Below are 22,644 nucleotides of genomic sequence, written 5' to 3'. Positions count from 1 at the left end.
TGGACTTTTGATAGCTAAAAAACTATCATAAGTAGACACAGAATGAATTTTAAGGAGAAACAATGAGGAAAAATTCATGGATTGCTTGGTTGATTGTTTTGGCTGGTATTTTTGCTGTCGTTCAAATCAAGCCCCAGATTGTTCCGCAAGTTAAAAGTGAACTTCAATCAGCGAACAACCAAATCCAACCATACGTTTATTTAATTAAAGCTAATATCGAGAAAAAATTATCCGGTCAAAGAGAGACTACTACTGAAAAACAAGTTGGCAAAGCTACTACTCCTACTGAAGAACCGCTTCAAGGTATGACGACTGCCAAAACTTACTATTACCACTTCAAAGACAATGTTCCCCAATCAGCACGTCAAGTATTTGAATATGCCGTAGAACAATACAACAAAACTGGCATCGTCAATCTAGTTCCGGGCAAAGCCGATTCTGATCAAAACAGTGTGACTTTCTTCGTTTACCATAAAAAAATCGAGAATGTCATGTCTAGTTCAGTTGAATTAGGAAATGGTGGACCTTCTGCTCTACAATTAAACGACTATGCTATCAACACTAGTCGAGCGGGATTGAATCTGACCTATCCAACTTTGTCAGTCAAGAAATCCGTTGCTATGCATGAATTGGGTCACGCTTTGGGCTTAGCTCACAGTTCTTACACCAATTCAGTTATGTATCCTGTCGATCAAGGTGTCTATCAATTATCTGAGGCCGATTTAAATGGATTACGTAGTATTTACGACAAGTAAGTCACCTTGTCATTGGTGGCTTTTTTAGTATCCTTCAAGGATTAACTTCAACATCACTTCAAAACTATCTCGTGGAGAAATCAATTTGTTATTAAAACGATGATTGCCAACATGAACGATTTCCCCAATAATTAAGTTAACCAACATCCTAGCCAAAACTAATTGCCTTTTTGGATCAATTTCAATTCTCTTAATTAGGCCTAAGACAATCATTTGAATTTCTAAAGCATTTTGTTCCAATTCTTGATTATCAAGTTGTCCTGCCGGTAGACTAATAACTTGTTGCGTAATACGATACTTGCTCAAAGCATATTCCACCCCAACATTGCAAAAAGTCACGATGGCTTGTTTTCCAGATAAGCCCAATAAGTCAGCCTTCAAACGAACGGCTAAATCTTGATAAAAACTAACTGCTACACTAATTTTTACGGCCATTACATCTGGAAAATAATTATAAAGAGCCTGCGACCTAGTGCCTAATTTGCGACTCAATTTAGTAAACGTTAAATTTTCTTGATTATTGATCAGTTCAATTGCAGCTTTGATAATTTTTTCTTTGGATAATGTTTTCGAATTCATAGCGCACCTCCACATGAAAATTCACATCAAGCTTAATCGGGTATTGTGGGTTCGACAAGTATTTTAAATTGAAACAAAAAAGCCTGTAGATTTCTCTACAGACCCATGAATTACCAAATTACTGTTGCATCATCAGCAAAGCTATTTTGGCGTTTAATAATATTTTCTTTTGACCACTTGCCTGAGTTCAATACTTGAGCAAGTTTTTTATTTCCTGAAAGTTTTGATCTAGTCAATTTGTCAGCTAATTCAGCCTCATTTTTGAATTCATTTTTACTCAAACTCTTTTCAATCAATACCCAATTGCCAACGAATTCACGATGATCACCAATTTCTGGATCTAAACTAATTTGAACTAGACGATAGTCATCATCATTGAAGACACTGCTATAATAACCGTCTTCGAAGTCCCCATATTCGGTTCCATAAAGTTCTGACAAGAGGTAGACCAACGTCCACTTTTTTGCGCCACGTTGACCTCCAGACTTCTTCAATACTGTAAAACTAGCCTTAGTAGCTTCTGAAGATGGCAAAAGTTTCTTATTGAGTTCCAAATTGATATCTTCAATATTCTTCAATTCTAAGTTCCAAATCTTACGAGCAATATCTGAAAAGCCAGTCTCTAATTTATTCGTACCATCATTGATAATTGTGCGATGACGAATGAATACTGAAGTTATCTTCGTAATTACTTTCAACATTCCATCTTGACTGTAATTGTTATAATACATCGCCATAACGATTGGATAATACAATTTAACGTTCAAACGATTCAAAATATCGATGCCTTGGGTAACTTGTTTATTCGCGAAGAAATCATAATTAGCTTTGGGACTAGTTGGCGATTCCAAAACAGTATACAAATCAACTAATTTATCCAAATCATCCAAGAAGACTTGTGCTTCATTGAGGTTGTTGACCTCCGCACTGACTTCTCGATAAAGCTTAGATTCAGGCACGATACGTTTCTTCGAAGCCCAGTAAGTTCTAATGAAACGAGTAATACGATTGCTGTTATTGTCCAATTTTTCAGTCAGTTTGTTCCACTTCTCATTACCTTCTTGAATATCTTCGCCCATCAATGACATCAAGTGATTCTTGATAATATCAGACGCCATCAAATCTTTACCACGACTATTCAAAGTTTCAAAAATAGTGAAAGCATCCTTTCTACTAGGAGCTGAAATCATAACGATGTAAAAGTTGCTGAAAAATGACTCAAAAATCAATTGTAATTTAGCGATTCTCTCATTCAATTGTTTATATTGCTTCAAATAAGAATTGATCCATTGAGTAATATCCTTATAAGCGTGTTGCATATTTTTCTTAGGTTCAGAATTAGTCTTTTCATCACGAACCTTGATATCAGAATGTGTCAAAGCAAAGAAAAATGTTTGAACGTTTTGTTCTTGATTCTTAGAATTTTGTTGGACCATTAAGGACGATTCTTCTCCGTTCATACCACGGATAGTCTTATTTACCTCACGTTTGATGTCACGCAAAGAATCGCCAAGCTCTAGGTTTGATTCATCTTGTGAACCCTTGAAATTATCATCGTACATCTTTTGGGCAATATCACGAATGGCTGCCATGAAAATAGTACTAGTCGTCAAACGTTGCTGACCATCGATTATTTCTTGACTGCCGGATTCGTTTTTATAGGTTACAATTTGGCCAAAAAAGTGACTGTTTCTTTTGTCTTCAACTAAATCTAACAAGTCCTCCCAAAAATCAACGATTTCACTGTTTTGCCAAGCATAATTTCTCTGATAAAGTGGCACCATGAAGTTGTTGTTTTGAAATAGTTCTCCAATTCTAAATCTTGATGGCATTGGTATATCGACTAATGTACTCATGATAATTACTTTCCCCTTAGACATTTAATTTATAAAAGCTACATATATTTACTATAACGATAAACAAATTAACGATCAATATCATTATTGAATAAAGGATTATTTCTGTAATTTATAAAAATCGCTAATTGAGAAAACACGGTAATTTATTGCCGTGATGAATCAATGATTTATGCGATTTTAGACATTCTCACAAACACACGTTCCCCTTTATGCGATATAATTACGATACCAAATCATGGGAAGGGGTTCATATGGTCTTAAAGGGTATTAAATTACGCATCTATCCAGATAGTTATCAGAAAGAACTGATTGAATACAATTTTGGTGCTAATCGTTTTGTTTGGAACAATATGTTAGACATGATGATCAAACGCCATGAAAATAATCCTGATTTGAAATCTTTGAAAACATTTGACTTGAATTACATTTTAACGGCTTTCAAAAAAGAACATGGTTGGTTAAAGAAAGCTGAAAGTACTGGTTTACAAGTTTCTAATAAAGACTTATTTGAAGCATACAAAGGATTTTTTAGTAAAAAGCGTAAATTTCCACGATTCAAAAGTAAGAAGTTTCCAAAACAAAGCTATCAATCAAAATATGTTAATAAAAATATTGAAATATTCGATGATTCTTATATCAAATTACCCAAACTTGGAGTAATGAAATATAAGAATAAAAAATCAATCCCTAGTGTCATCAAGTACGTGACTATTCGTAAATCATCAACCAATAAATATTACGCTGTTCTTACGGTTGATGAGGATATTACTCAATTACCAAAGACAAACAAGTCTGTCGGCCTTGATATGGGTGTTTCTAATCTAGTAATCCGTTCAGACGAAAGTAAATATAAAACCGTCCGTTTTGATAAGAAATTAGCTAAAAAGAAACACTATTGGGAAAAACGACTAGCTAGAAGACGTACGCAAGCTCTAAAAGATATCCAGTATAAGAAAAAGTTTGGATTGCTTGATCCAAAACCCTTAGAACAATATTCCAACTATATGAAAGCTAAACTCATGGTAGCTAAATATAGTGAGAAAATTGCTAATCAACGAAAAGACTACCTTCATAAAATAACTCGTGAATTAGTTGAAAATAATGATTTGATTGTTATTGAAGATTTGAAAACCAAAAATCTTCTTGGTAATCATAACCTATCACGTGCTATCGCTAGTCAATCATGGAGATCGTTAAGGTTAATGCTTGAATACAAATGTGAATGGTATGGTAAGAAAATTATAATTGTTAATCCATTCAAGACTAGTCAAATCTGTTCCAACTGTGGTTACGACGATGGTAAACATGGGTTAGATATTAGAGAATGGGATTGTCCCAGTTGTGGTATTCATCATGATCGTGATATCAATGCAAGTAAAAACATATTGAATAATGGCTTGGAGCAAGCCTTAGTAAAATAGTTCTAGCCTCTACCGACTGGTTGAAATACTAGTCGGCAAGTATGGAATGTTCCTAGAAGCTCGGTACTTTAGTGCCGATGTAGTTCACGATAACGAACATATAAAAAAAGCAATCTCACCCCAACAGTGAAATTGCTTTTAATTTACTTTAATTTGACTCTTCCTAACAGCTTCTCTTCTAAATAAGTAACCCAAAATGATAATAACTAAAATAATCAAAATAAGTGCTGTCAACATAATATTATGAATCCCATGGAAGAAAATATTCTTCATTTCTGGAACGTAAGCTTTAGGTAATTCTTTGGCAACCGCGGCATTACTCAATTTGTTCATCATAGCCATCGTTATGTGACCGTTACTCTCTCTGACACCTTTGATTAAAGCGAGGTTCAAGATAACTCCGTAAATCGATGACATGAAGGTTTGACTCAAAATTCTAACTAAGTAGGCAAACGAAGTTGAAATTGGAACATCTCGACTCTCGACATCAAATTGTACGGCAATCAACAAAGCATTAAAACAAATTCCGACACCGAAACCTTCAAACACACCCATAATCAATAAGAATGTATAGCTGGCGGTTTGACTAGCCCAGTACAATCCGGCAAAAGAAATGAAGAATGACGCTGTTCCGATAGCAATAATTGCATAACGACTCATCTTTCTTTGAATCAATGGTTCCAATTCTGAACCGATAAAATTAGCGATTGCTCCAGGAATCTGTGTCATTCCTCCAATCAAAGCACTAAGCCCCATAATTCCTTGAGCCCACATTGGAATGTAGATATTAAAAGCTACAAACGAACCCCACAATAAAGCAAATAAGATCAAATCAATCACTAATTTTTCATTCTTGAACAAGCGATTAGGGACAATTGGATCTTCAACTTTATTTTCAACTCGTGACATCCAGAAAATCAATAACGCTCCAATAACGATGAATGCCAAAACAGTATAAATAGAAGAAACTCCTAATAATTGAATTCCGATTAAGAATGAAGTTAAACCTAACACCATCAAGATAGCCCCATGATAATCGACTTTAGCTTGGTTCAACTGCTCTTTGATCTTGAAGAAAATAGCCACAATCGTAATCGACAACAAAGCTAAAGGCAAATTGATATAAAAGACCCAATGCCAACTGAATGTATCTACGATCCAACCACCAATTAAGGGGCCGACAATTGAAGTTCCACTGAATCCGGCTGAAGCAATTCCGATAACCTGCGAACGACGTTTGATGTTCTTAAATATCTGCGAATAAATAATGAAAGGAATTGTGTTCATTCCCCCAGCACCAATTCCCATGACACTTCTAGCAGTAATGAACCAAATAATATTAGGTGCTAATCCTTGGAACAAGGCCCCAATCATGAAAACTATTGTTGCAGTAATATAAGCGACTTTATTACCCTTCTTTTCGCCAAATTTACTCCATAACGGTGTCGAAACGGCCATCCCTAACAGGAAAATAGCAACGATCCAACCCATATATTGAATCCCATGCAAATCACTGATGATAGCCGGCAAAGCGGTATTAATAATCGTTGCATCTAGTCCTGCCATCATATTGGATAAAACTAATGCAAAAGTAACTAAGATTTTGCGATTCCTACTCATACCCCTACTTCTTTCCTATAATAATTTCAAAAAATAAAAAATAAGACCCACACAATGTGCAATGTCTTACTCTTTAGTAACCTTCATTTACTGAAAAAGCTTCTCTGCTTTTCAATTATAGGCTTATAACCTTGATCAGACAAACATCAATTACAATTCATCAACATTATTCAAAATATCTTGTAATTTAATGAAGAATTGTGAAGTATGATAGCCATCACAAACAGCATGATGAATTTGGAAAGTAACTGGCAATTTAATCTCACTGCCAGTTCTCTCGAATCTTCCTGCCGTTACAGTTGGTAGTAAATAATTACCATTACTATTGTTGTTTAGGTTGAATTCGGTGTAATTAACCCAGGGAATCATCGAAATATTGACTACATTTTTTGGAACAAGTTGTTTAGGGAATAACTTGCCAGTACCACGGTATTTCTTAACATCGCTTAAATAGTCACGATCAAATTCCGCAAATGTGTAGGCATCTGGCGTATCGATATGAGAAGTCAATTCTGTACGACTGTCAAAAATCGAATAAAATGGCACGCTATTATCGTAATAGCCCAGTTCACCTTGTTCATTGAAATCCATGCGATAGAGATAGTTTGAATTAATCACTCTGACAATTGAATAAATAAATAGTGGATAAAAGTCATAGTTATTATCTTTAGCAAATTTAACTGCTTTAGTGATAGAAAGATTGCTGGTCATACTATATGTAGTTTTTTGTTCAATAAAGTGGTTAAACACTTCTTTGCGAGTCCAAGTATCCAAATCAATTTTCGTGAATTCCATAAATTCTTCCTCCAAACGTATTCTTACTCTTATGATACAACTTTTAGACATTTTTATCGGACAGGTACGACCGACTTTTTATTTCTGAAAACGGAAAATATTCAATTTATAACTCAACATTTCCTTAATTTCTTATAATTAATTCCTAATTCCCAAATATCAATAGAAATACATATATTTTTTGAAAATATTTTGATATATAACCCGATATAATATAACTTATAGAACAAATATTTGAGGGAGGGAGTTTTATCATGAAACTAAGTCAAATTTTCAAAGGGTTAATTATTGCTACGTTCTTTTTCACAATCTTGCCATCAACAAATGTCAATGCAGCTTTGACAAATGATGATTTAGCTGTTTTAAACAACGCTCCCAACGGTATTGGCATCAGCAATTATATGTCGAATGCTAAACCTAATGTCTACGATTCAAAAGATATTTACGATACTAACTCTGCCCAAATCGTTGACCATACCGGTAGTAATTCCGCTAATGGGAACGTTATTGCTCTGGCAAGTGGCAAAAACACTTATGGTTCAATGTGGTCGACCGATAAATCTTTTGATATCAACAAAGAACAAACTATCTCTGCTTGGCTTTATTTTGGTAGTGGCGATGGTTCTTCTGATGTCAATAGTGAAGGGATTGCCTTTGTCCTCCAAAACGACTCCAACGGGATTTCTGCTCTAGGTGCCGGACTAGAAGGTATCGGTGTTTATGGTTATGATGCTTCTAGAGTAAACTTTATTGCTGGTACCGACGCCGATCAAAGTTATATCAAAAATACTGCTATTCAAAATAGTGTCGCTTTGGAATTTGATACTGATAAAAATAATTTTTATAATTCAAATAATAAGCCGCTCAACAATAATAATGTTAAATTTCCAACACTCTATAGCTACTACTCTTTAAACGGCTTTGATACTCAATTTGGTACTTCAACCTCTAATTTGACCGCTTTAGGATTTCCTGATACTGCCCGCTATGGTTCTGGTGGTACTTATGGCCACATCGCTTTAGCTTATCCGGGAATAGCTAATAGTTATCAATTAGGTGATATTTCAGAGTACACTGCCTTTTCTCCTTTTAAAAAAGGTTATGGATTGGTCCACATTAGCCCTCAAGCCAATTACTTGATTGATGCTTATGATGAACAAAACAATCCTGTTTATTGGCACCATGTAACAATCAAATGGACTCCTGCCGCTGAAGGTAGTAACGACGCTACACTAACTTATTACTTCAATGATAAAAATCTAGATTACTCTGACAATACAACAACTAAGGGCGATTACAAGCCTACCACCGATACTATCAAAGTCGATACGACTAAGTTAAATACGACTGATGGCAAAGTTCGTTGGGGATTCACGGCCGCAAATGGACCATCAGATTCAGTTGCTAGTAAACTAGTAGCCCTCGATTCAATCCCCGACTTACTTTACGCTGATGCTGATGCTTCAATCACGGACACAATTTTGAACAAAACAATCAATGCCGATTCTACTGACAAAACTGTTGCTAATGGCGACAAACTGTCTCTCAATTACCAATTGAACTATCTTCAAGGTAACGTCAACTGGGAAAATATCGCTGCCAAAATTAAACTTCCTGACCACGTAACTTTAACCCCTGATAGTGATGGCAATATTGCCTATATTACTTACGCTGACGGTACTAAAGAAGCTATCAGTCAAAGTGAACTGACCGATCAAACCTTACAACATACCTTGGCTAAGACACTTGGCAATAAAACAGGTTCTGCTGGAACAACTGCCAAGATCACCATTTCAGCTACTGCCAATAATGACACAACTAGTGATATAGACGTCGACAAAGCGGTCGCTACGTTCACTGGTTCTAATCAAATTTCTTCCACTAATAGTCCTGAGTTTACCATCCTAGCTCCTAAGCAATATACACTTGATTTATCAAATGATAATTCTGACATTGACTTACTCTATAAAGCCGACAACGCCACATTGAATCTAGAAAATACACTTACATACAGTGATAACCACAGCTTTGGTGACAACGACTCTACAACTAATATCATTTACCAAATTACTGCTGGAAGCAAAACGTATAACGTTGGTGCAACGGCATCAGGAAGTAGTTTTAAACAAACGATTGACCTCAAATCACTAATGAATGACGATGACTTCTGGAATCTCTTTACCCTTAACTCCGCTCAAAAAGTCACTGTCAAAGCTATTGACCAAGCTAATGGATTAATCTCTAACACCGTTACGTACAATATAACGACTAAGCCTAACAAGATGCTTAGTCTTGAAGTTTCCAAATCATTGCAATTCCAAGATGTTAATTACGGTGATACGACAAAATATTTAACGAGAAAAAACGACTTTGATCTAAGCGTCACTAGTCTAAGATCTCCTTGGCAATTGACCGTTACAACTAATGGTCCGTACTCAAATAGCAAATCGTTAAACAACAACCTAGCATTGGTCTATCGTCAGTATAACGATGATAATTTCACCACCTTAAGTAACGAGCCAACCGTTATCGATCAAGAAAGTACCGCACACGAAACCAACGTTACTGAAAACATTGCCGACGAATGGACAAAAAGTACTGGACTCCTTCTAGAGCAACTCAATATTTCCCCTGCTGGCCAGTACACCGGAATGTTGACTTGGAACGTTGCTGAATCTCTTCCTAATGAATAACCAAAATTCACTTGCATATTCTTGCAGGTGAATTTTTTTGTGCTATGATATGAAATTAACAATTACAGAGAAGGTGTTTCTATGAATATTCGTCCTATCCAAGCTAGCGACAATCAAGCCATCAAACGTATTTTACAAACTGATCTAAAAGTTGCTCATCTGGACATTCCCGGTACCGCCTATTTCGACAAAAACCTCGATACTCTGAGCCAATTTTATGAAAAAGCCCGACGTGGTTATTTCGTTGTCGTCGATGATTTTCAAGAAGTCGTTGGTGGTGCAGGTTTTGCCGAATTTGACCTTGAGAAAAATATTGCTGAACTGCAAAAGCTCTATCTATCCAAGGCTGCTCAAGGACATCGGTTAAGCTATCAATTGATTTTTTTAGTCGAACAAGCTGCCAAGAATGCCGGTTACGACAAATTGTACCTAGAAACTCACCACAACCTAAAAGCGGCGTTACACGTTTACCCCAAAGCTGGCTTTACTAAATTAGCCGGACCAATCGAAGAAAGTTTGCATAGCGGCGCCATGGATGGATTTTTTATTAAATCACTACACTAAAACAGACCATACATCAATTTGTATGATCTGTTTTTTCATCTATAATATCAAAACCATAACCCCTAATATGCTCTTTTAGCATTTCCAAATAATTCTTAGCAATCGGACTGAGTTCTAGTTGACTGTGCTTCAACCAACCTAAAGTCATCGAATCGTCAACGTCTAACGGAATCGCCACAATTTTGTCGTCATTTAATTTGTTACTAATAATACCTGAACTGATAGTATAACCGTTCAATCCGACCATCAAATTAAAAATCGTTGCTCGATCACTGACTTTGATATTCTTCTTACGATCCAAAGTACTCAAGATTTCTTCTGAAAAATAAAACGAATTATTATCGCCCTGTTCATAAGACAAATAAGGATAATCCGCTAAATCAGCCAAAGTTACTCTTTTCTTTTTCGTTAGAGGATTCTGGCGACCAACGAAGACGTGTGGTAAGGCTTTGAACAGTGGTGTAAATTCTAGGTCATATTCTTTGAATAGTTTTTCTAATACACGTCTATTGAAGTTATTCAAATACAAAATCCCAATTTCACTCTTAAAACTCGATAAGTCGGTCAAGATATTTTCCGTTTCAGTTTCACGCAGAGTAAATTGATATTCATCAGCCGAAACTGTTTTGATCAGTTCTACAAAGGCGTGGACAACGAAGGCATAATGTTGGGCTGAGACTGAAAAAGCCTGTTTACGAACGGGGCTCTTCTCATATCGCCCTTTCAATAATTGCACCTGATCCAAAACTTGTCGAGCGTAGATCATGAATTCTCGACCCTCATCGGTCAAAGTCACACCCAACTTACTGCGCAATAAAATTTGAATTCCCATTTCCGACTCCAATTCCTTGATAGCATTGGACAGACTAGGCTGAGTCAAATAAAGTTGTTTGGCTGCTTCATTAAAGGAACCTGTTTTGACAATTGTTTCTAGATATTCCAGTTGTTGAATTCTCATTTATTTACTCCAGTTTTTTGTTTTATTATAGTCCACCTTATAGTTTTAAACTATAACCTATCATTATTTTTATCAGTTATTCAATATCACCTTTCGATGGTAGATTAGTAGTCAATAACTTACTACCACAAAGGGGACTTATTTATGACAACAACAATTATTGGTTTTCCACGCATCGGTGAAAATCGTGAATTAAAATTCAACACTGAAAAATACTGGCGCAATGAAATTTCTGAAACAGAATTATTAGACTTTGCCAAAGATTTGCGCCTCAAGCATTGGCAACTGATCAAACAAGCTGGTATCGACGAAATTCCTAGCAACGATTTTTCATTTTTTGACACAACTTTAGACACCGCCTACCTATTTAATATCATCCCAGACGCTGCCCAAAAACTAGATTTGTCAAAACTCGACCGTTACTTTGCCTTAGCTCGTGGCTATCAAGGAGAAAAAGGCGACCTAAAGGCTCTCCCCATGAAGAAATGGTACAACACTAACTACCACTATTTAGTACCACAATTCACCAAAACAACTGACATCAAACTAAATGACGATAAAATTTTCAACGAATATCAAGAAGCTAAAAATGCCGGCATTCAAACTCGCCCCGTAATCGTTGGTCCCTTCACACTCCTGAGTTTGAGCGAATTCCATGACGTAACAACAAATGATTTTGTCGACAAATTAGTCAAAGTTTATCAAGAAGTTTTTGAAAAATTATCCGATCAAGGTGCTTCTTGGATTCAATTAGATGAACCAGAATTGGTCAAAGATGTCACGGGCGATAAGAAGAGTTTGTTCGAGAATATTTACCAAAGACTCTTGCAAAATAAGTCTAACCTCAAAGTCCTAGTCCAAACTTACTTCGGCGATGTGCGTGATGTCTATCAAGATTTGATCAATTTAAATATCGAAGGCATCGGGTTAGACTTCCATGAAGGTCGAAAAACGACCCAACTAGTTCAAAGTGGTTTCCCTGATGACAAAATTCTTTTCGCTGGCGTGGTCAATGGTAAGAATATTTGGCGCAACCACTATCAAAAAACTATCGACTTGATCAACAGTTTGCCGGTTAAAAACCTAGTTATTTCAACGTCTTGTTCACTACTCCACGTGCCTTTCACGATTGAAAACGAGACTTTTACTCCCGAAATCAAACAACATTTCGCCTTTGCCAAAGAAAAATTATCCGAATTATCTGACCTACAAGCAATTCTCGATGGTAAAACTGACCTAATCGCCAAAAACCAACAATTATTTGATCAACAACGTGTTCAACCTAATGAATCAGTTAGAAAACGTGTCGCTAGTTTGACTGCTGATTCATTTATCAGACATCCCAGTCTAAAAGAACGAGCAACTATTCAAAAACAAGAATTCCAGCTTCCACTTTTACCAACAACGACTATCGGATCTTTCCCACAAACCAAAGCCGTCAAAAAGATTCGTGCTCAATTCAGACATCAAGAAATCTCACAAAATGAATACGATGAATTTATTGCCAACCACATCAAAGAATGGCTCGACTGGCAAGAAAAAATTGGCATCGACGTTTTAGTCCACGGTGAATTTGAACGTAACGACATGGTGGAATACTTCGGACAAAACCTCGATGGCTACTTGTTCAGTAAAAATGGTTGGGTACAATCATACGGAACTCGTGGCGTTAAACCACCAATTATCTGGGGCGACGTGGCTAGAAATAAACCTATCACTGTTAAATGGTCTAAATTCGCTCAAAGTCAAACCGACAAAATCGTCAAAGGTATGTTGACCGGACCCGTCACAATTTTGAACTGGTCTTTCCCTCGTGAAGATATTTCAATTAAAGACTCAACCATTCAAATTGCTTTGGCCATTCAAGATGAAGTATTGGATCTCGAAAAAAATGGTATCAAGATTATCCAAATCGACGAAGCTGCTTTAAGAGAAAAATTACCTCTTCGTAAAACTGACTGGTATTCTGAATACCTCGACTGGGCTATTCCAGCATTCCGACTAGTTCACAGCAAAGTTCAACCAACGACACAAATTCACACTCACATGTGCTATTCCGAATTTACCGATATTATTCCCGCTATTCAAAACATGGACGCCGACGTTATTTCATTTGAAGCCTCCCGTTCCAATTTGGAAATTCTCGATGCTCTTCAAAAAGAAAACTTTCAACTTCAAGTCGGACCTGGTGTCTACGATATCCATTCACCACGTATTCCATCAGTTGAAGAAATCAAAACTACCATCCACAAAATTTTACAAAAAGTCCCTCAAGAAAAAGTTTGGATCAACCCTGACTGTGGTCTAAAAACCCGTGGAATCAAAGAAGCCAAAGCTAGTGTCGAAAATCTCACGACCGCTGCTAAAGAAGTTAGAGAGGAGTTGTTGATACATGACAGAAACTAATCCTACATTATCATTTGAAGTCTTCCCTCCTAATTCCCAAGTTGGCGTGGATAATTTGACTGACACTTTGGATCAATTAAAGGGACTGAATCCTAGTTTTATCAGCGTCACTGCCAGCAATCATAAACTAAACTACGAAGAAACGACCATTGATCTCGCCAAATACGTCAAAGATAATTTACACTGTCACACGATGGTCCACATGCCGGCAGCCTACGTCACTAAAGCCGAAGTCAGCTCGATCTTGAATCGTCTTGAAAAAATGAATATTCACCAGGTTTTAGCTTTGCGTGGTGATATCGTTGACGGTTACGTTCCTGAAAAAGATTTCAAATATGCCAGTGATTTAACCCAATTCATTAAAACTGAAAAACCTAATTTCACAGTCTCTGGAGCTTGTTACCCCGAAGTTCATCCCGATTCCAAAAACAGAATTGACGATATCAGACATCTCAAGGACAAAGTCGATTCTGGCTGCGACCAATTAATTACCCAGTTATTTTATGACAACGAGCAATTCTACCGTTTCCAAGAAGAGTGCGCTATCGCTGATATCAACGTCCCCATTTTGGCAGGTATCATGCCTATCGTTAATCGTAAGCAGGCTCTTCACGTTATCGAAAATTGTGCTGCCAGATTACCTAAGAAATTCATCAATATTTTGGACAAATACAAAGACAATCCCGTTTCTTTAAAAGAAGCTGGTATCGCTTATGCAGTTGATCAAATCGTTGACTTAGTAACAAACGATGTCTCCGGTGTCCACTTGTATACGATGAATAAAGCCGATACTGCTAAACATATTTTTAAAAATACAGCTTCATTATTTAACATCGAATCTGTAATAGAATAAAAAAAGTTTCTCACAATTAAGTGGGAAACTTTTTTTGCATAATTAGATAGCTAGAAAATATTGAATCATGCTATACTTTTGCCGTTGCCTTACCAATCTGGCACAGATTGGAGGTGTTGGTCATGTGGACTACCTTTCTAGGGCCCCTTGCGGTCGGCTTGATAACCGCTTGGTTTGCTGAATGGCTACGAAACAAACACCGCAAGTAAAAGAAAAAGGCAATCTTAGCCCACTAAAAAACCCGAAACGAGTGCAATCGTTTCGGGTTTTGGTGTTTTATATGTGCCTACCTTTATGGGCAAGCAAAGTATAACATGGATTAATTTCTAAAACAATCGATTTACTGCAAAGCTGAAATGATCGTTTCTTCTATCTTTTCTGGCTTGGTTACTGGCGCAAATCTTTCAATTAACTGGCCGTCACGACCAATCAAAAACTTCGTAAAGTTCCATTTAATCCGACCATGTCCAGATTCATTTTTTAAGTAAGTAAACAGCGGATCTTCCTCACTACCATTGACCATAATCTTCTTAGTCATCGGGAAAGTTACACCATAGTGCATCTGACAGTAATCACTCGTAGCTTTATCATCATCTAACTCTTGGTGAAATTGATTACTTGGCAATCCCAAAACTTCAAATCCTTGATCATGATATTTCTGATAAAGACCTTCAATGCCTTCCAATTGAGGTGCTAGACCACATTTACTGGCAGTATTGACTATCAATAAAACCTTGCCTTGATAATCATTAAAATCAATTGTAAATCCATTCATTTCTGTTTCTTTAAACTTATAAATTGGTGCCATTTATTTCACCCTCTTTTATACATTATGTCGTAATCTGAAAGCGGAAACAACGATTTTGTTTATGCCTTTTACTTTCTTTTCCACAGCGGATTGTGGATAATAGACAATTAGATTATAAAAAGAAGGTATATCTTTTGAGTAAAGAAGAATTTGACGTTTCTAAATTGAGTCCCAAAGCTCAAATAAAATTAGAAGAGGTCAGAAAACAACACAATTTAAAAACCTTGGCTGAAGCTGCCAGCTACATGTTAGATTTCACAAAGCGTAAGTAAGCCCAGTCGACTACGTATAAAATTATCAATCCAATTAAAATCAACCAACCGTTAACATCTTTAGGCATAATTTGAAAGGTCACTAATGCAAAATATAATACCCCAAAAATTGCCAATTCATACACAAATAATAGATTAAGTTTCTTCATTAATTAACTCCTAAAACAAGATTAGTCTATTATACAAAAAAATAAAGCCTATGTAATAAACAATCTGTCATCAAACAAATCTGCTTATTACATAGGCTTTTATTAGATATCGGTAACCTTGATACCCGCTTGTTTCAGTATTTTACTTTCAATTCCATGTTCCAATTCCTTATCGTGATGAATCGGAACCGGCAAAGTCACATTCGTCTCAGGATTGTACATTTTCAAGTGCGATCCGTTCTGCGACTTCTTAACAAAACCATGCTGTCGTAATATTTTAACGATTTTTTGGGGTTTCATTGCCATAGATATACCCCCTCTCGGTATCTATTGTACACAATATTAGTGTAAACCCAAAAATTATTGCCATATACTTTGATCGATGATTATGATATTTTTGAGATAGTAAGCTAATGTAAACCCACTTTAAATACCTTAAAGGATATGATTTTTAATAAATTAATCCAATCTCTTTCAATTAAGGTATCTGTAAAATGATATTTAATGTATACTTTTCCCATATTTGTTTATAACTTTATCGAAAAAGGAACTATAATAGAGGTAGAAATTAATATATTTATAATACGTTTAAAGGAGGACCAGTATGAAAAGATTCGTCATTATTTTAATGAGTGCCTTATGTTTTTTTGCTAGTTTTGGAACAGTTGCTCAAGCTGCATCTGATAATTTAACACCCAATAATAATGAAAGTGGTGATTTGGGGATTACTATCGATGGAAACTTTGACGACTGGGCCGACAAGACTAAGCAGCCAATGCAACATCCTTGGGATAACGATAATTTCAAGTACGCTTCGATGTTGACCGACAATAACAACATTTATCTTTATATTCTGATGCAACCTGTTTTATCAGGTGGTGATACCAAGCTTCAACCAGATGGCTACACTTTAAACGTTGGTGGCAAAGTATTCAATATCGACTTAAATCATCATAGTACTGTTAATTTAAATGTTGGTGAAAAAAAAGCCATTGTTTTGGATATTTATGATCCTTCTACCGGTTCATATGATGTATTGAATAATTGCGTCTATGTCGCTAATCAATATATCAATCAAAAAATGGGTGATGGTAGAACCGTAAAAGGTAACGGCTATGTTTTTGAAGCTAAAATTCCATTCAAAAATCTCAAAGGAATTTCCAACACTTCAGGACAAAATATCAGCTTAGAAAATACCAATCTTTGGTCAGGAAAACTCCATGTAACCGGTGGTAGTACTGGACCAGTTGTTCTAGCAAGTACCGGATTCGTCATCGCTATAGCTGCTGTTTTGAAATACTCGGGATTCAGTTTTAAGAAACGGAGAACAGTATGAGTATTTATTTAGTAATAGGTATCGTTGTTTGGATATACCTACTATCCGTTTTAAAAAGAGCTCACGTTCCAGCATTCTTCTTTCTAATCGGAACTGGCGGGCTCTTTTTTATTCTAATCGGCTTCAGTGATCCTTATTGGGTCTGGTTTTTCACTCATTCAGTTATCAACGGTGTCAAATGGTTCGGCAATCTTACTAATATGAGTGAAGTCATGAATCGTTACGGTTTGATCAGCATCAACAATCCCACTCAACCGCTGACGATGACGATCGACTACGAATGTTCGGGGATTATCGAAACGATGGCCTACATCAGTATCGTTGTCTTCTTTCCTATCTTTAATCGTTATGAAAAAGCCTTTTTCGGAGTCTTCGGAATTCTTTGGATCTACTTGGCAAACGTGCTCAGACTGGCTTTGATCATCATTATCGTCCACTTTGCCGGTGGTAGTGCCTTCTTTATTGGGCACTCTATTATTGGAAGAATGGTCTTTTACATCTTAGTCATCGCTTTGTACTACAACGTCTTCACCTATTCACAAATTTCTCACAGTCTCTATCAAAATTTCCGGAGATTTATTACGAGAATTAAAAAACGTCTTAGCAAGGAGGGGTAAAAATGAGTTATTGGTTAGACTTAACCTTGTTTAAGATGGGATTCTGGCTGACTTGGGCTTTGATTCCGATTCTAGTTGAAATCATCCCTTCCGTTATTTCCAGTGTGCGTATCATGATCAGCAACCGCCATCCTAAAAAAATGGTTATGCCTGCAAAAATGCCAATGATTTCTGTTTTAGTTCCCGTCCACAACTCTGAAGATACTTTATTTGCATGTATCCAATCGATCCACGATTCAACTTATCCAACCAAACTGATTCAAGTTATTTTGGCTGACAACAACAGTACTGACAACAGTTTCCAAGTTTTCGCCCACGCCCAAAATACCTTTGCCGATATGAATTTGCGATTGATTCACACCGCTGCCGGAAAAGCCCAAGCTCTTAATGCGGCGTTATACGGAGCTATTGGGACTTACATTATCAACATCGATAGTGATGGTATTTTGGAAAAGAATGCTCTAATGAACATGGTTTTAAGATTTGAAAACGATTATGAAGTATCAGCTTTGACCGGTAGTATCTTGCCTAATCGCCTAATGTTAAAGAAAAACGGTTCGTTATTGCGTTATAACGAATACTTCGAATACGCCCAAGCCTTTCTCTCCGGACGAGTAATGGAGTCGCATAAAAATCAACTATTCACGATGTCTGGGGCTTTTTCAGCTTTTCGAAAAGAAGCCGTGATGAAAAGTTTCTTATATGATATCAACACAATTGGTGAAGATACCGATATGACTTTCCAAATCAGACAACGGATGAAACGAAAAGTCGGATTGTGTGCGAATGCCTTTTTCTACATTGAACCAATCAAAGACTTATCTGAACTTTACTTACAAAGACAACGTTGGCAACGTGGTGAAGTCGAAGTCATTCAAGAATATGCCAACAATTTGGAAATGAATGAGTTCTTCAAAAACTTCATGGTCAGACGACTATTGATTGACCACACTTTCCTATTTCCTCGAATGATTTGGCTCTGTGCCAGTGTCGTTTTGTTATTTTTCCGCTACTCACCTATTATGATGGGGATGTCATATTTCATTATTTATCTACTATATATTTTTGTAGAAATATTAAACTATATTTGTGTGATTCAACTTTTGGAAGACTTCCCTAACGATCAAACCTTTTATAAGAAGCAGTGGTGGGTCACTTTGACCTTGCCATTTTACAATTTCATCTGTGCCGGCATTCGTTTGATTGGCGTTATCAACAGTATGACCACAACAGCCGGTTGGAACTCAATACCTTTCAAAGAAGAATGGAATAAAGTAACTACAATTGTGAAAAATGACTTTCGGATGAAGGAGAAAAAAACTACTAATCATGATGAGATATCAATACCACACTTACAAAATCAAGTATTACGTCAACGCCAGTCACGCTATGCGCTGGGAAAACGGCGAAGGCAAACAACATAACCACACCTGGGAAATTGTCTGCGAAATTCACAGCAAAAATGACCAAATGATTGTTTTTAATGATATCGAAAAAAAGCTCAAAGAAGTTTGCGATACTTTTGAAGGAAAATTCTTGAATAAACTCCCTGCTTTCCAATACGTTAATCCAACCACCGAAAACGTTGCGATGTGGCTATTCAATTTGTTCACACCACGTTTGGAAGAATTAAACGCCGAATTGGTCAGATTGGAAGTTGGTGAATCTCCTACTCGATCTTATTGTAAATCTAGTGCATAGTTATAAGGAATAACGGCTTTCATTTTAGTATCTTGATAAGCTTTTTCTTGATGAGAATAATCAGTTATTTTCTTAGCATTGTAGTCCTTGAAGTCGTCAGAAACAGTTTTGAGTACTTTTAATTCTTCATTTGTGAAAAGATTTTTATTAAATTCTTGCGCACTAATAAACATTTCCCCATGTCCATCATTGAACGGTTTTGTTTCTATTTCGTCATTATCCTTCAGCAGTGTATATAACAACTCAAAATCGCTTGGAACGGGACCATAGTAGTCGTGGATATAAGTTGTCCCACTGATAGAAACAGAATTTTCCTTAAAAAATCTAAAATCACTGTAGAACAATAGCTTATTCAGTCTCGTTTTAGATAACTTGGGATTATTCTGGGTAAAATACAAAACCATATTCGTAAACTTATCTAAATCAAATTTAGAGAATCCATCTTCAATCGTATGTTGATCATTTTGATTTCTGAATAAATAAGCATTCAGTAAAGAATCACTTTTTATTTGTTTATCTATTTTGGAGATAGCCGCTTCAATCTTTTTTTGATCTTTAGCACTTAATTTAAATTTATTTTGATGAAATAAACTTACAAAGTAACTACTATCATCTTTTATTTTTCGTAATAAGTTATTAATGCTTTCAGAAGGCAAAACGCCTTTTTCATATCTAGCAATCGTAGCTGATCCTACATCCAGTAGTTTAGCCAGAGAACGTTGAGATAATTGATATTTCTTTCTAAAAGCAACCATCTCAGCAGGTGAAATAAGATTGTTCTTTTGACGGTATATATTAAAAGCTAAATCAATAGCTTGATTATCTAAATCCAAATCAAACAAAATTTTATTTGTTTTGTTGTCAATCAAAGCATCGGCTTCCACCGTAATGTTTTCATCGCGTACTTTAAAAGTTTGTTTACGTTTCTCAATGTGAGTTGTCATGACTTCACCCCTTTAATCGTTAAAATAAGGTAAATAGTACGGTTTAGTGCTTCTATGGAAAGATAATATCTTGCATTCATTACCTTGAAATTTTATTTTTATATAAATCGGAATCCCATCTAATTCATAAATAAATTCCCAGACTCGTGTACCATCACCATTAAAATCCGGACTAGGTCCACGATAATAATTATTAGGTGTCGGTGCTTGAATTATTTCTAAAGCATCTTGTAAGTCAATTCCTAACCGAGTAATACCATCAAAAGTCCTCGGTACCCATTCTATTTCACGATTGGAAATTGCCATCTTAACTTCTATCAGGAACAAAACTATTGTATTTCTGGTTGTAGAAGACATAGATTTTACCATCGCTATTTCAAAATTATTCTAACGAATATAGTTCATTTTTGCAATCAATTGATATCACAATCCAATATTCATTATAATTTTAAATTACGTTGAATAATCTTATTTACAAAAAAAGCACATCCATAAGAGATGTGTTTTTACATTTCCAATTTATTTTTCAAAGCCTCGGTCAAAACAGCAGAAAAGTTGATGTTCTTCTTCTTACCTAAAACCACCAAATACTCTGGTACAGTTACATTTTTGCGAACCGTCTTAGGATTATTGCGATGGTATTCTTCCATATCAATATAAACGACTGTCTTAATGTCATTAGCTTTAATTTTAATGTCTTCCAAGTCAGTAGGTTTAGGGTATTCTGTTTTATCATCGAGCATAATGCCAATTGCATCTTGAGCCATTAATAAAGCATCTTTCATATTATCTCCTTGCGTCCAAGTGCCATTGTCAATATCAGGTATTTCCACACTATAACCTTGATCTTCTGGGTGCAAAATTACTGGATAAACTAAAATATTTTTCTTTGCTGGCATTTTGTAACCTCCTATAATCGACATTATTTAAGACCTGCTTTCAAAATTTTCCTTCATAAATTATTATACACATCAATACTTACTATTCAACTGTAATGCTTACAACTAAAATACGAAGGTTTTTGGGATTATCTTTCACAGTCATTGTTTTTACAGAAAAAAAAGACCGCACACAATATGCAGTCTTAATAATAAAAAGCTAACTAGTTTATCTTTAATAACTTAGTTAGCCTTTTATATAATCCATAACTATTCAAAATGATGACTTTTCTGTGAAAATACACTCAAACATATAATTCAAATCTCATCTTCCACTGGTACTGGAATTATCTCTCCAGCAAAATCATTCATTTCCGTAGATATAATTAATAAGTCCGTCAAATCAGTATTGATTATCTTAGCTATTTGACTACCGAATTCAGTAAATTCCACTATTTTGAGATTAAATGTTACTATCAAATCTTCAAATGATTTATCAAGTTCCTTTTTATAATTGATGAATTCATCACTATTCGACAAAGCCTTTTTAAATGCTCTATCGTATTCATCTGTTTTTATAAATGAAAGCTTAGTTTTATTATTAAATCGTTCTATACTAACAATACCTAATCTGCTTAAAATCATAATTTGTCTGTCAAATTCATTTATATCACACTTTATTACCTTGTCTAACTCTTCGCCAATTAATATACTATAATTTTTTTCTAAATTTTCTCTATAAACTACAAATTTTGGCTTTTTTTTATGTTGTATCCCTACTTCCATGCGCATTTCTTTAGATATATATTTGGGATCCGACGTTATAAAAAATCCTGTACAAGTATACAATTTATTTATCACATCTACGTCTTGAGGGGTTAATTGTTTTATTGTTTCTACAAACGATGGATGAACAATATATTTAAAATCCTGATTAGCACTCGCTACCATCATTTTTGCAAACAGCTTTCTTACTCCATCTACATCCAAATAATTAGGTATGTTATCCATCAAAATCGCTATAGATTGCTTATCCGGTAATACAATTTTATCCTTTGGAATTTTTAACAATTCTGATCCTATTTCATTCTTTAATTTTCCTATATTTTCGAGCTTTAATTTTTTTTGCTTTTCTTGCAAATTTAGTTCATAGTTATCTAATTTTGCCTTTTGCTCTATCTCTTTCTGTTGTCTCCTCAATTCCATATTTGATCCAAATGTAATATAAAACCAACTATCAAAGACTCTTAAAACTGGATCTAATACTTTAGCACCCGAATTTCCCGCTAAAGCTGCAGTAAATGGTATGACAGCATTCTGTATAAAAAAATTCAAAGACATGCCTTAACCTCCTAATAATTTTAGTATAAATCGACATATTGAGAAAAAATATTTATACATTATTCTCTGTAATAAATTTTTCTCATCTAAATATA

At 35.5% G+C, this 22,644-nt stretch carries 24 protein-coding genes; 12 read left to right on the top strand and 12 right to left on the bottom strand.

The window, feature by feature from the left end; translation table 11 throughout:
• Positions 1-62 precede the first annotated feature (62 nt).
• Positions 63-755 (top strand): M57 family metalloprotease, encoded by a 693-nt coding sequence (locus tag LF20184_RS02385; protein WP_010020927.1) that lies wholly within the window; start codon positions 63-65, stop codon positions 753-755.
• 24 nt (positions 756-779) lie between these two features.
• On the opposite strand, the gene LF20184_RS02380 is transcribed toward LF20184_RS02385, so the two are convergent.
• Positions 780-1,334 carry a TetR/AcrR family transcriptional regulator gene (locus LF20184_RS02380; RefSeq protein WP_010020928.1) on the bottom strand — a complete coding sequence of 185 codons (555 nt, stop codon included), beginning with the start codon at positions 1,332-1,334 and terminating at the stop codon, positions 780-782.
• A gap of 110 nt (positions 1,335-1,444) precedes the next feature.
• Positions 1,445-3,190, bottom strand: a complete 1,746-nt coding sequence (locus LF20184_RS02375; RefSeq protein ID WP_010020929.1) for a DUF262 domain-containing protein — start codon at positions 3,188-3,190, stop codon at positions 1,445-1,447.
• 254 nt (positions 3,191-3,444) lie between these two features.
• On the opposite strand from LF20184_RS02375, the gene LF20184_RS02370 reads away from it, so the two are divergent.
• A complete protein-coding gene (locus LF20184_RS02370) occupies positions 3,445-4,614 on the top strand; it encodes an RNA-guided endonuclease TnpB family protein (protein WP_010020931.1) in 1,170 nt (389 codons plus the stop codon).
• Positions 4,615-4,752: 138 nt separating this feature from the next.
• Here LF20184_RS02370 and LF20184_RS02365 read toward each other — a convergent pair whose 3' ends face one another.
• Positions 4,753-6,234 carry an MFS transporter gene (locus LF20184_RS02365; RefSeq protein WP_010020932.1) on the bottom strand — a complete coding sequence of 494 codons (1,482 nt, stop codon included), beginning with the start codon at positions 6,232-6,234 and terminating at the stop codon, positions 4,753-4,755.
• A 150-nt stretch (positions 6,235-6,384) separates the two neighbouring features.
• Complete coding sequence (locus LF20184_RS02360) at positions 6,385-7,029, bottom strand: CatA-like O-acetyltransferase (protein WP_010020933.1); 645 nt, start codon at positions 7,027-7,029, stop codon at positions 6,385-6,387.
• A 254-nt stretch (positions 7,030-7,283) separates the two neighbouring features.
• On the opposite strand from LF20184_RS02360, the gene LF20184_RS02355 reads away from it, so the two are divergent.
• Complete coding sequence (locus LF20184_RS02355) at positions 7,284-9,722, top strand: L-type lectin family protein (protein ID WP_010020934.1); 2,439 nt, start codon at positions 7,284-7,286, stop codon at positions 9,720-9,722.
• Between the two features lie 81 nt (positions 9,723-9,803).
• Positions 9,804-10,286 carry a GNAT family N-acetyltransferase gene (locus tag LF20184_RS02350; RefSeq protein ID WP_010020935.1) on the top strand — a complete coding sequence of 161 codons (483 nt, stop codon included), beginning with the start codon at positions 9,804-9,806 and terminating at the stop codon, positions 10,284-10,286.
• 13 nt (positions 10,287-10,299) lie between these two features.
• Here the strand turns inward: LF20184_RS02350 and LF20184_RS02345 are convergent, their stop codons facing one another.
• Positions 10,300-11,244 (bottom strand): LysR family transcriptional regulator, encoded by a 945-nt coding sequence (locus LF20184_RS02345; RefSeq protein WP_010020936.1) that lies wholly within the window; start codon positions 11,242-11,244, stop codon positions 10,300-10,302.
• 144 nt (positions 11,245-11,388) lie between these two features.
• On the opposite strand from LF20184_RS02345, the gene metE reads away from it, so the two are divergent.
• The 3 genes from metE (at position 11,389) to LF20184_RS13130 (ending at position 14,712) form a co-directional block, all read left to right on the top strand.
• Positions 11,389-13,650 carry a 5-methyltetrahydropteroyltriglutamate--homocysteine S-methyltransferase gene (metE, locus tag LF20184_RS02340; RefSeq protein WP_010020938.1) on the top strand — a complete coding sequence of 754 codons (2,262 nt, stop codon included), beginning with the start codon at positions 11,389-11,391 and terminating at the stop codon, positions 13,648-13,650.
• Positions 13,637-14,503 carry a methylenetetrahydrofolate reductase [NAD(P)H] gene (gene metF / locus LF20184_RS02335; RefSeq protein WP_010020940.1) on the top strand — a complete coding sequence of 289 codons (867 nt, stop codon included), beginning with the start codon at positions 13,637-13,639 and terminating at the stop codon, positions 14,501-14,503. The genes metE and metF overlap by 14 nt, the downstream gene beginning before the upstream one ends.
• A gap of 122 nt (positions 14,504-14,625) precedes the next feature.
• Positions 14,626-14,712, top strand: coding sequence for a type I toxin-antitoxin system Fst family toxin (locus LF20184_RS13130; RefSeq protein WP_119318022.1), 87 nt, complete (start codon positions 14,626-14,628; stop codon positions 14,710-14,712).
• A gap of 131 nt (positions 14,713-14,843) precedes the next feature.
• Here the strand turns inward: LF20184_RS13130 and LF20184_RS02330 are convergent, their stop codons facing one another.
• Positions 14,844-15,311, bottom strand: coding sequence for a glutathione peroxidase (locus tag LF20184_RS02330; protein ID WP_010020942.1), 468 nt, complete (start codon positions 15,309-15,311; stop codon positions 14,844-14,846).
• Positions 15,312-15,445: 134 nt separating this feature from the next.
• On the opposite strand from LF20184_RS02330, the gene LF20184_RS12650 reads away from it, so the two are divergent.
• Positions 15,446-15,583, top strand: a complete 138-nt coding sequence (locus LF20184_RS12650) for a hypothetical protein (RefSeq protein ID WP_010020944.1) — start codon at positions 15,446-15,448, stop codon at positions 15,581-15,583.
• Here the strand turns inward: LF20184_RS12650 and LF20184_RS12645 are convergent.
• Together LF20184_RS12645 and LF20184_RS02325 are read right to left on the bottom strand one after the other, a co-directional pair.
• Positions 15,553-15,732 (bottom strand): hypothetical protein, encoded by a 180-nt coding sequence (locus LF20184_RS12645; protein WP_056945227.1) that lies wholly within the window; start codon positions 15,730-15,732, stop codon positions 15,553-15,555. The two genes, LF20184_RS12650 and LF20184_RS12645, sit on opposite strands and share 31 nt — an antisense overlap.
• Positions 15,733-15,834: 102 nt before the next feature.
• Positions 15,835-16,038, bottom strand: coding sequence for a type II toxin-antitoxin system HicA family toxin (locus LF20184_RS02325; RefSeq protein WP_010020946.1), 204 nt, complete (start codon positions 16,036-16,038; stop codon positions 15,835-15,837).
• Between the two features lie 298 nt (positions 16,039-16,336).
• On the opposite strand from LF20184_RS02325, the gene LF20184_RS02320 reads away from it, so the two are divergent.
• From LF20184_RS02320 to LF20184_RS02305, 4 genes are read left to right on the top strand one after another with little or no spacing between them, the layout of a single operon-like run.
• Positions 16,337-17,068 carry a Firmicu-CTERM sorting domain-containing protein gene (locus LF20184_RS02320; RefSeq protein ID WP_010020947.1) on the top strand — a complete coding sequence of 244 codons (732 nt, stop codon included), beginning with the start codon at positions 16,337-16,339 and terminating at the stop codon, positions 17,066-17,068.
• Positions 17,065-17,685: an exosortase XrtG gene (gene xrtG, locus LF20184_RS02315; protein ID WP_010020948.1), complete on the top strand. Its 621-nt coding sequence runs from the start codon at positions 17,065-17,067 to the stop codon at positions 17,683-17,685. Before LF20184_RS02320 ends, xrtG begins: the two co-directional genes overlap by 4 nt.
• A 2-nt stretch (positions 17,686-17,687) precedes the next feature.
• Positions 17,688-19,109: a TIGR03111 family XrtG-associated glycosyltransferase gene (locus tag LF20184_RS02310; RefSeq protein ID WP_010020949.1), complete on the top strand. Its 1,422-nt coding sequence runs from the start codon at positions 17,688-17,690 to the stop codon at positions 19,107-19,109.
• Entirely contained in the window at positions 19,018-19,386 is a 369-nt protein-coding gene (locus LF20184_RS02305) for a 6-carboxytetrahydropterin synthase (protein ID WP_050783100.1), read from the top strand. The genes LF20184_RS02310 and LF20184_RS02305 overlap by 92 nt, the downstream gene beginning before the upstream one ends.
• On the opposite strand, the gene LF20184_RS02300 is transcribed toward LF20184_RS02305, so the two are convergent.
• From LF20184_RS02300 to LF20184_RS02285, 4 genes are all read right to left on the bottom strand, one after another.
• Complete coding sequence (locus tag LF20184_RS02300; protein ID WP_010020952.1) at positions 19,365-20,330, bottom strand: type II TA system antitoxin MqsA family protein; 966 nt, start codon at positions 20,328-20,330, stop codon at positions 19,365-19,367. The two genes, LF20184_RS02305 and LF20184_RS02300, sit on opposite strands and share 22 nt — an antisense overlap.
• 12 nt (positions 20,331-20,342) lie before the next feature.
• Positions 20,343-20,687, bottom strand: coding sequence for a type II toxin-antitoxin system MqsR family toxin (locus LF20184_RS02295; protein ID WP_010020953.1), 345 nt, complete (start codon positions 20,685-20,687; stop codon positions 20,343-20,345).
• Positions 20,688-20,836: 149 nt separating this feature from the next.
• Complete coding sequence (locus LF20184_RS02290; protein WP_010020954.1) at positions 20,837-21,229, bottom strand: type II toxin-antitoxin system HicB family antitoxin; 393 nt, start codon at positions 21,227-21,229, stop codon at positions 20,837-20,839.
• Between the two features lie 297 nt (positions 21,230-21,526).
• On the bottom strand, positions 21,527-22,549 hold the full coding sequence (locus LF20184_RS02285) for an Abi-alpha family protein (RefSeq protein WP_010020955.1): 1,023 nt from the start codon (positions 22,547-22,549) through the stop codon (positions 21,527-21,529).
• Positions 22,550-22,644: the final 95 nt, after the last annotated feature.

It is taken from the genome of Companilactobacillus farciminis KCTC 3681 = DSM 20184 (assembly GCF_002706745.1).
In the GTDB taxonomy this organism is placed as follows: domain Bacteria; phylum Bacillota; class Bacilli; order Lactobacillales; family Lactobacillaceae; genus Companilactobacillus; species Companilactobacillus farciminis.
Note: the sequence above shows the minus strand (reverse complement) of the source record. Positions and strands in the feature narration are given on the sequence as shown.

Coding starts and splice junctions, on each gene's coding strand:
- LF20184_RS02385 (WP_010020927.1), top strand. CDS start 63: ATGAGGAAAAATTCATGGATTGCTTGGTTGATTGTTTTGGCTGGTATT.
- LF20184_RS02380 (WP_010020928.1), bottom strand. CDS start 1,334: ATGAATTCGAAAACATTATCCAAAGAAAAAATTATCAAAGCTGCAATT.
- LF20184_RS02375 (WP_010020929.1), bottom strand. CDS start 3,190: ATGAGTACATTAGTCGATATACCAATGCCATCAAGATTTAGAATTGGA.
- LF20184_RS02370 (WP_010020931.1), top strand. CDS start 3,445: ATGGTCTTAAAGGGTATTAAATTACGCATCTATCCAGATAGTTATCAG.
- LF20184_RS02365 (WP_010020932.1), bottom strand. CDS start 6,234: ATGAGTAGGAATCGCAAAATCTTAGTTACTTTTGCATTAGTTTTATCC.
- LF20184_RS02360 (WP_010020933.1), bottom strand. CDS start 7,029: ATGGAATTCACGAAAATTGATTTGGATACTTGGACTCGCAAAGAAGTG.
- LF20184_RS02355 (WP_010020934.1), top strand. CDS start 7,284: ATGAAACTAAGTCAAATTTTCAAAGGGTTAATTATTGCTACGTTCTTT.
- LF20184_RS02350 (WP_010020935.1), top strand. CDS start 9,804: ATGAATATTCGTCCTATCCAAGCTAGCGACAATCAAGCCATCAAACGT.
- LF20184_RS02345 (WP_010020936.1), bottom strand. CDS start 11,244: ATGAGAATTCAACAACTGGAATATCTAGAAACAATTGTCAAAACAGGT.
- metE (WP_010020938.1), top strand. CDS start 11,389: ATGACAACAACAATTATTGGTTTTCCACGCATCGGTGAAAATCGTGAA.
- metF (WP_010020940.1), top strand. CDS start 13,637: ATGACAGAAACTAATCCTACATTATCATTTGAAGTCTTCCCTCCTAAT.
- LF20184_RS13130 (WP_119318022.1), top strand. CDS start 14,626: ATGTGGACTACCTTTCTAGGGCCCCTTGCGGTCGGCTTGATAACCGCT.
- LF20184_RS02330 (WP_010020942.1), bottom strand. CDS start 15,311: ATGGCACCAATTTATAAGTTTAAAGAAACAGAAATGAATGGATTTACA.
- LF20184_RS12645 (WP_056945227.1), bottom strand. CDS start 15,732: ATGAAGAAACTTAATCTATTATTTGTGTATGAATTGGCAATTTTTGGG.
- LF20184_RS02325 (WP_010020946.1), bottom strand. CDS start 16,038: ATGGCAATGAAACCCCAAAAAATCGTTAAAATATTACGACAGCATGGT.
- LF20184_RS02320 (WP_010020947.1), top strand. CDS start 16,337: ATGAAAAGATTCGTCATTATTTTAATGAGTGCCTTATGTTTTTTTGCT.
- xrtG (WP_010020948.1), top strand. CDS start 17,065: ATGAGTATTTATTTAGTAATAGGTATCGTTGTTTGGATATACCTACTA.
- LF20184_RS02310 (WP_010020949.1), top strand. CDS start 17,688: ATGAGTTATTGGTTAGACTTAACCTTGTTTAAGATGGGATTCTGGCTG.
- LF20184_RS02305 (WP_050783100.1), top strand. CDS start 19,018: ATGAGATATCAATACCACACTTACAAAATCAAGTATTACGTCAACGCC.
- LF20184_RS02300 (WP_010020952.1), bottom strand. CDS start 20,330: ATGACAACTCACATTGAGAAACGTAAACAAACTTTTAAAGTACGCGAT.
- LF20184_RS02295 (WP_010020953.1), bottom strand. CDS start 20,687: ATGTCTTCTACAACCAGAAATACAATAGTTTTGTTCCTGATAGAAGTT.
- LF20184_RS02290 (WP_010020954.1), bottom strand. CDS start 21,229: ATGCCAGCAAAGAAAAATATTTTAGTTTATCCAGTAATTTTGCACCCA.
- LF20184_RS02285 (WP_010020955.1), bottom strand. CDS start 22,549: ATGTCTTTGAATTTTTTTATACAGAATGCTGTCATACCATTTACTGCA.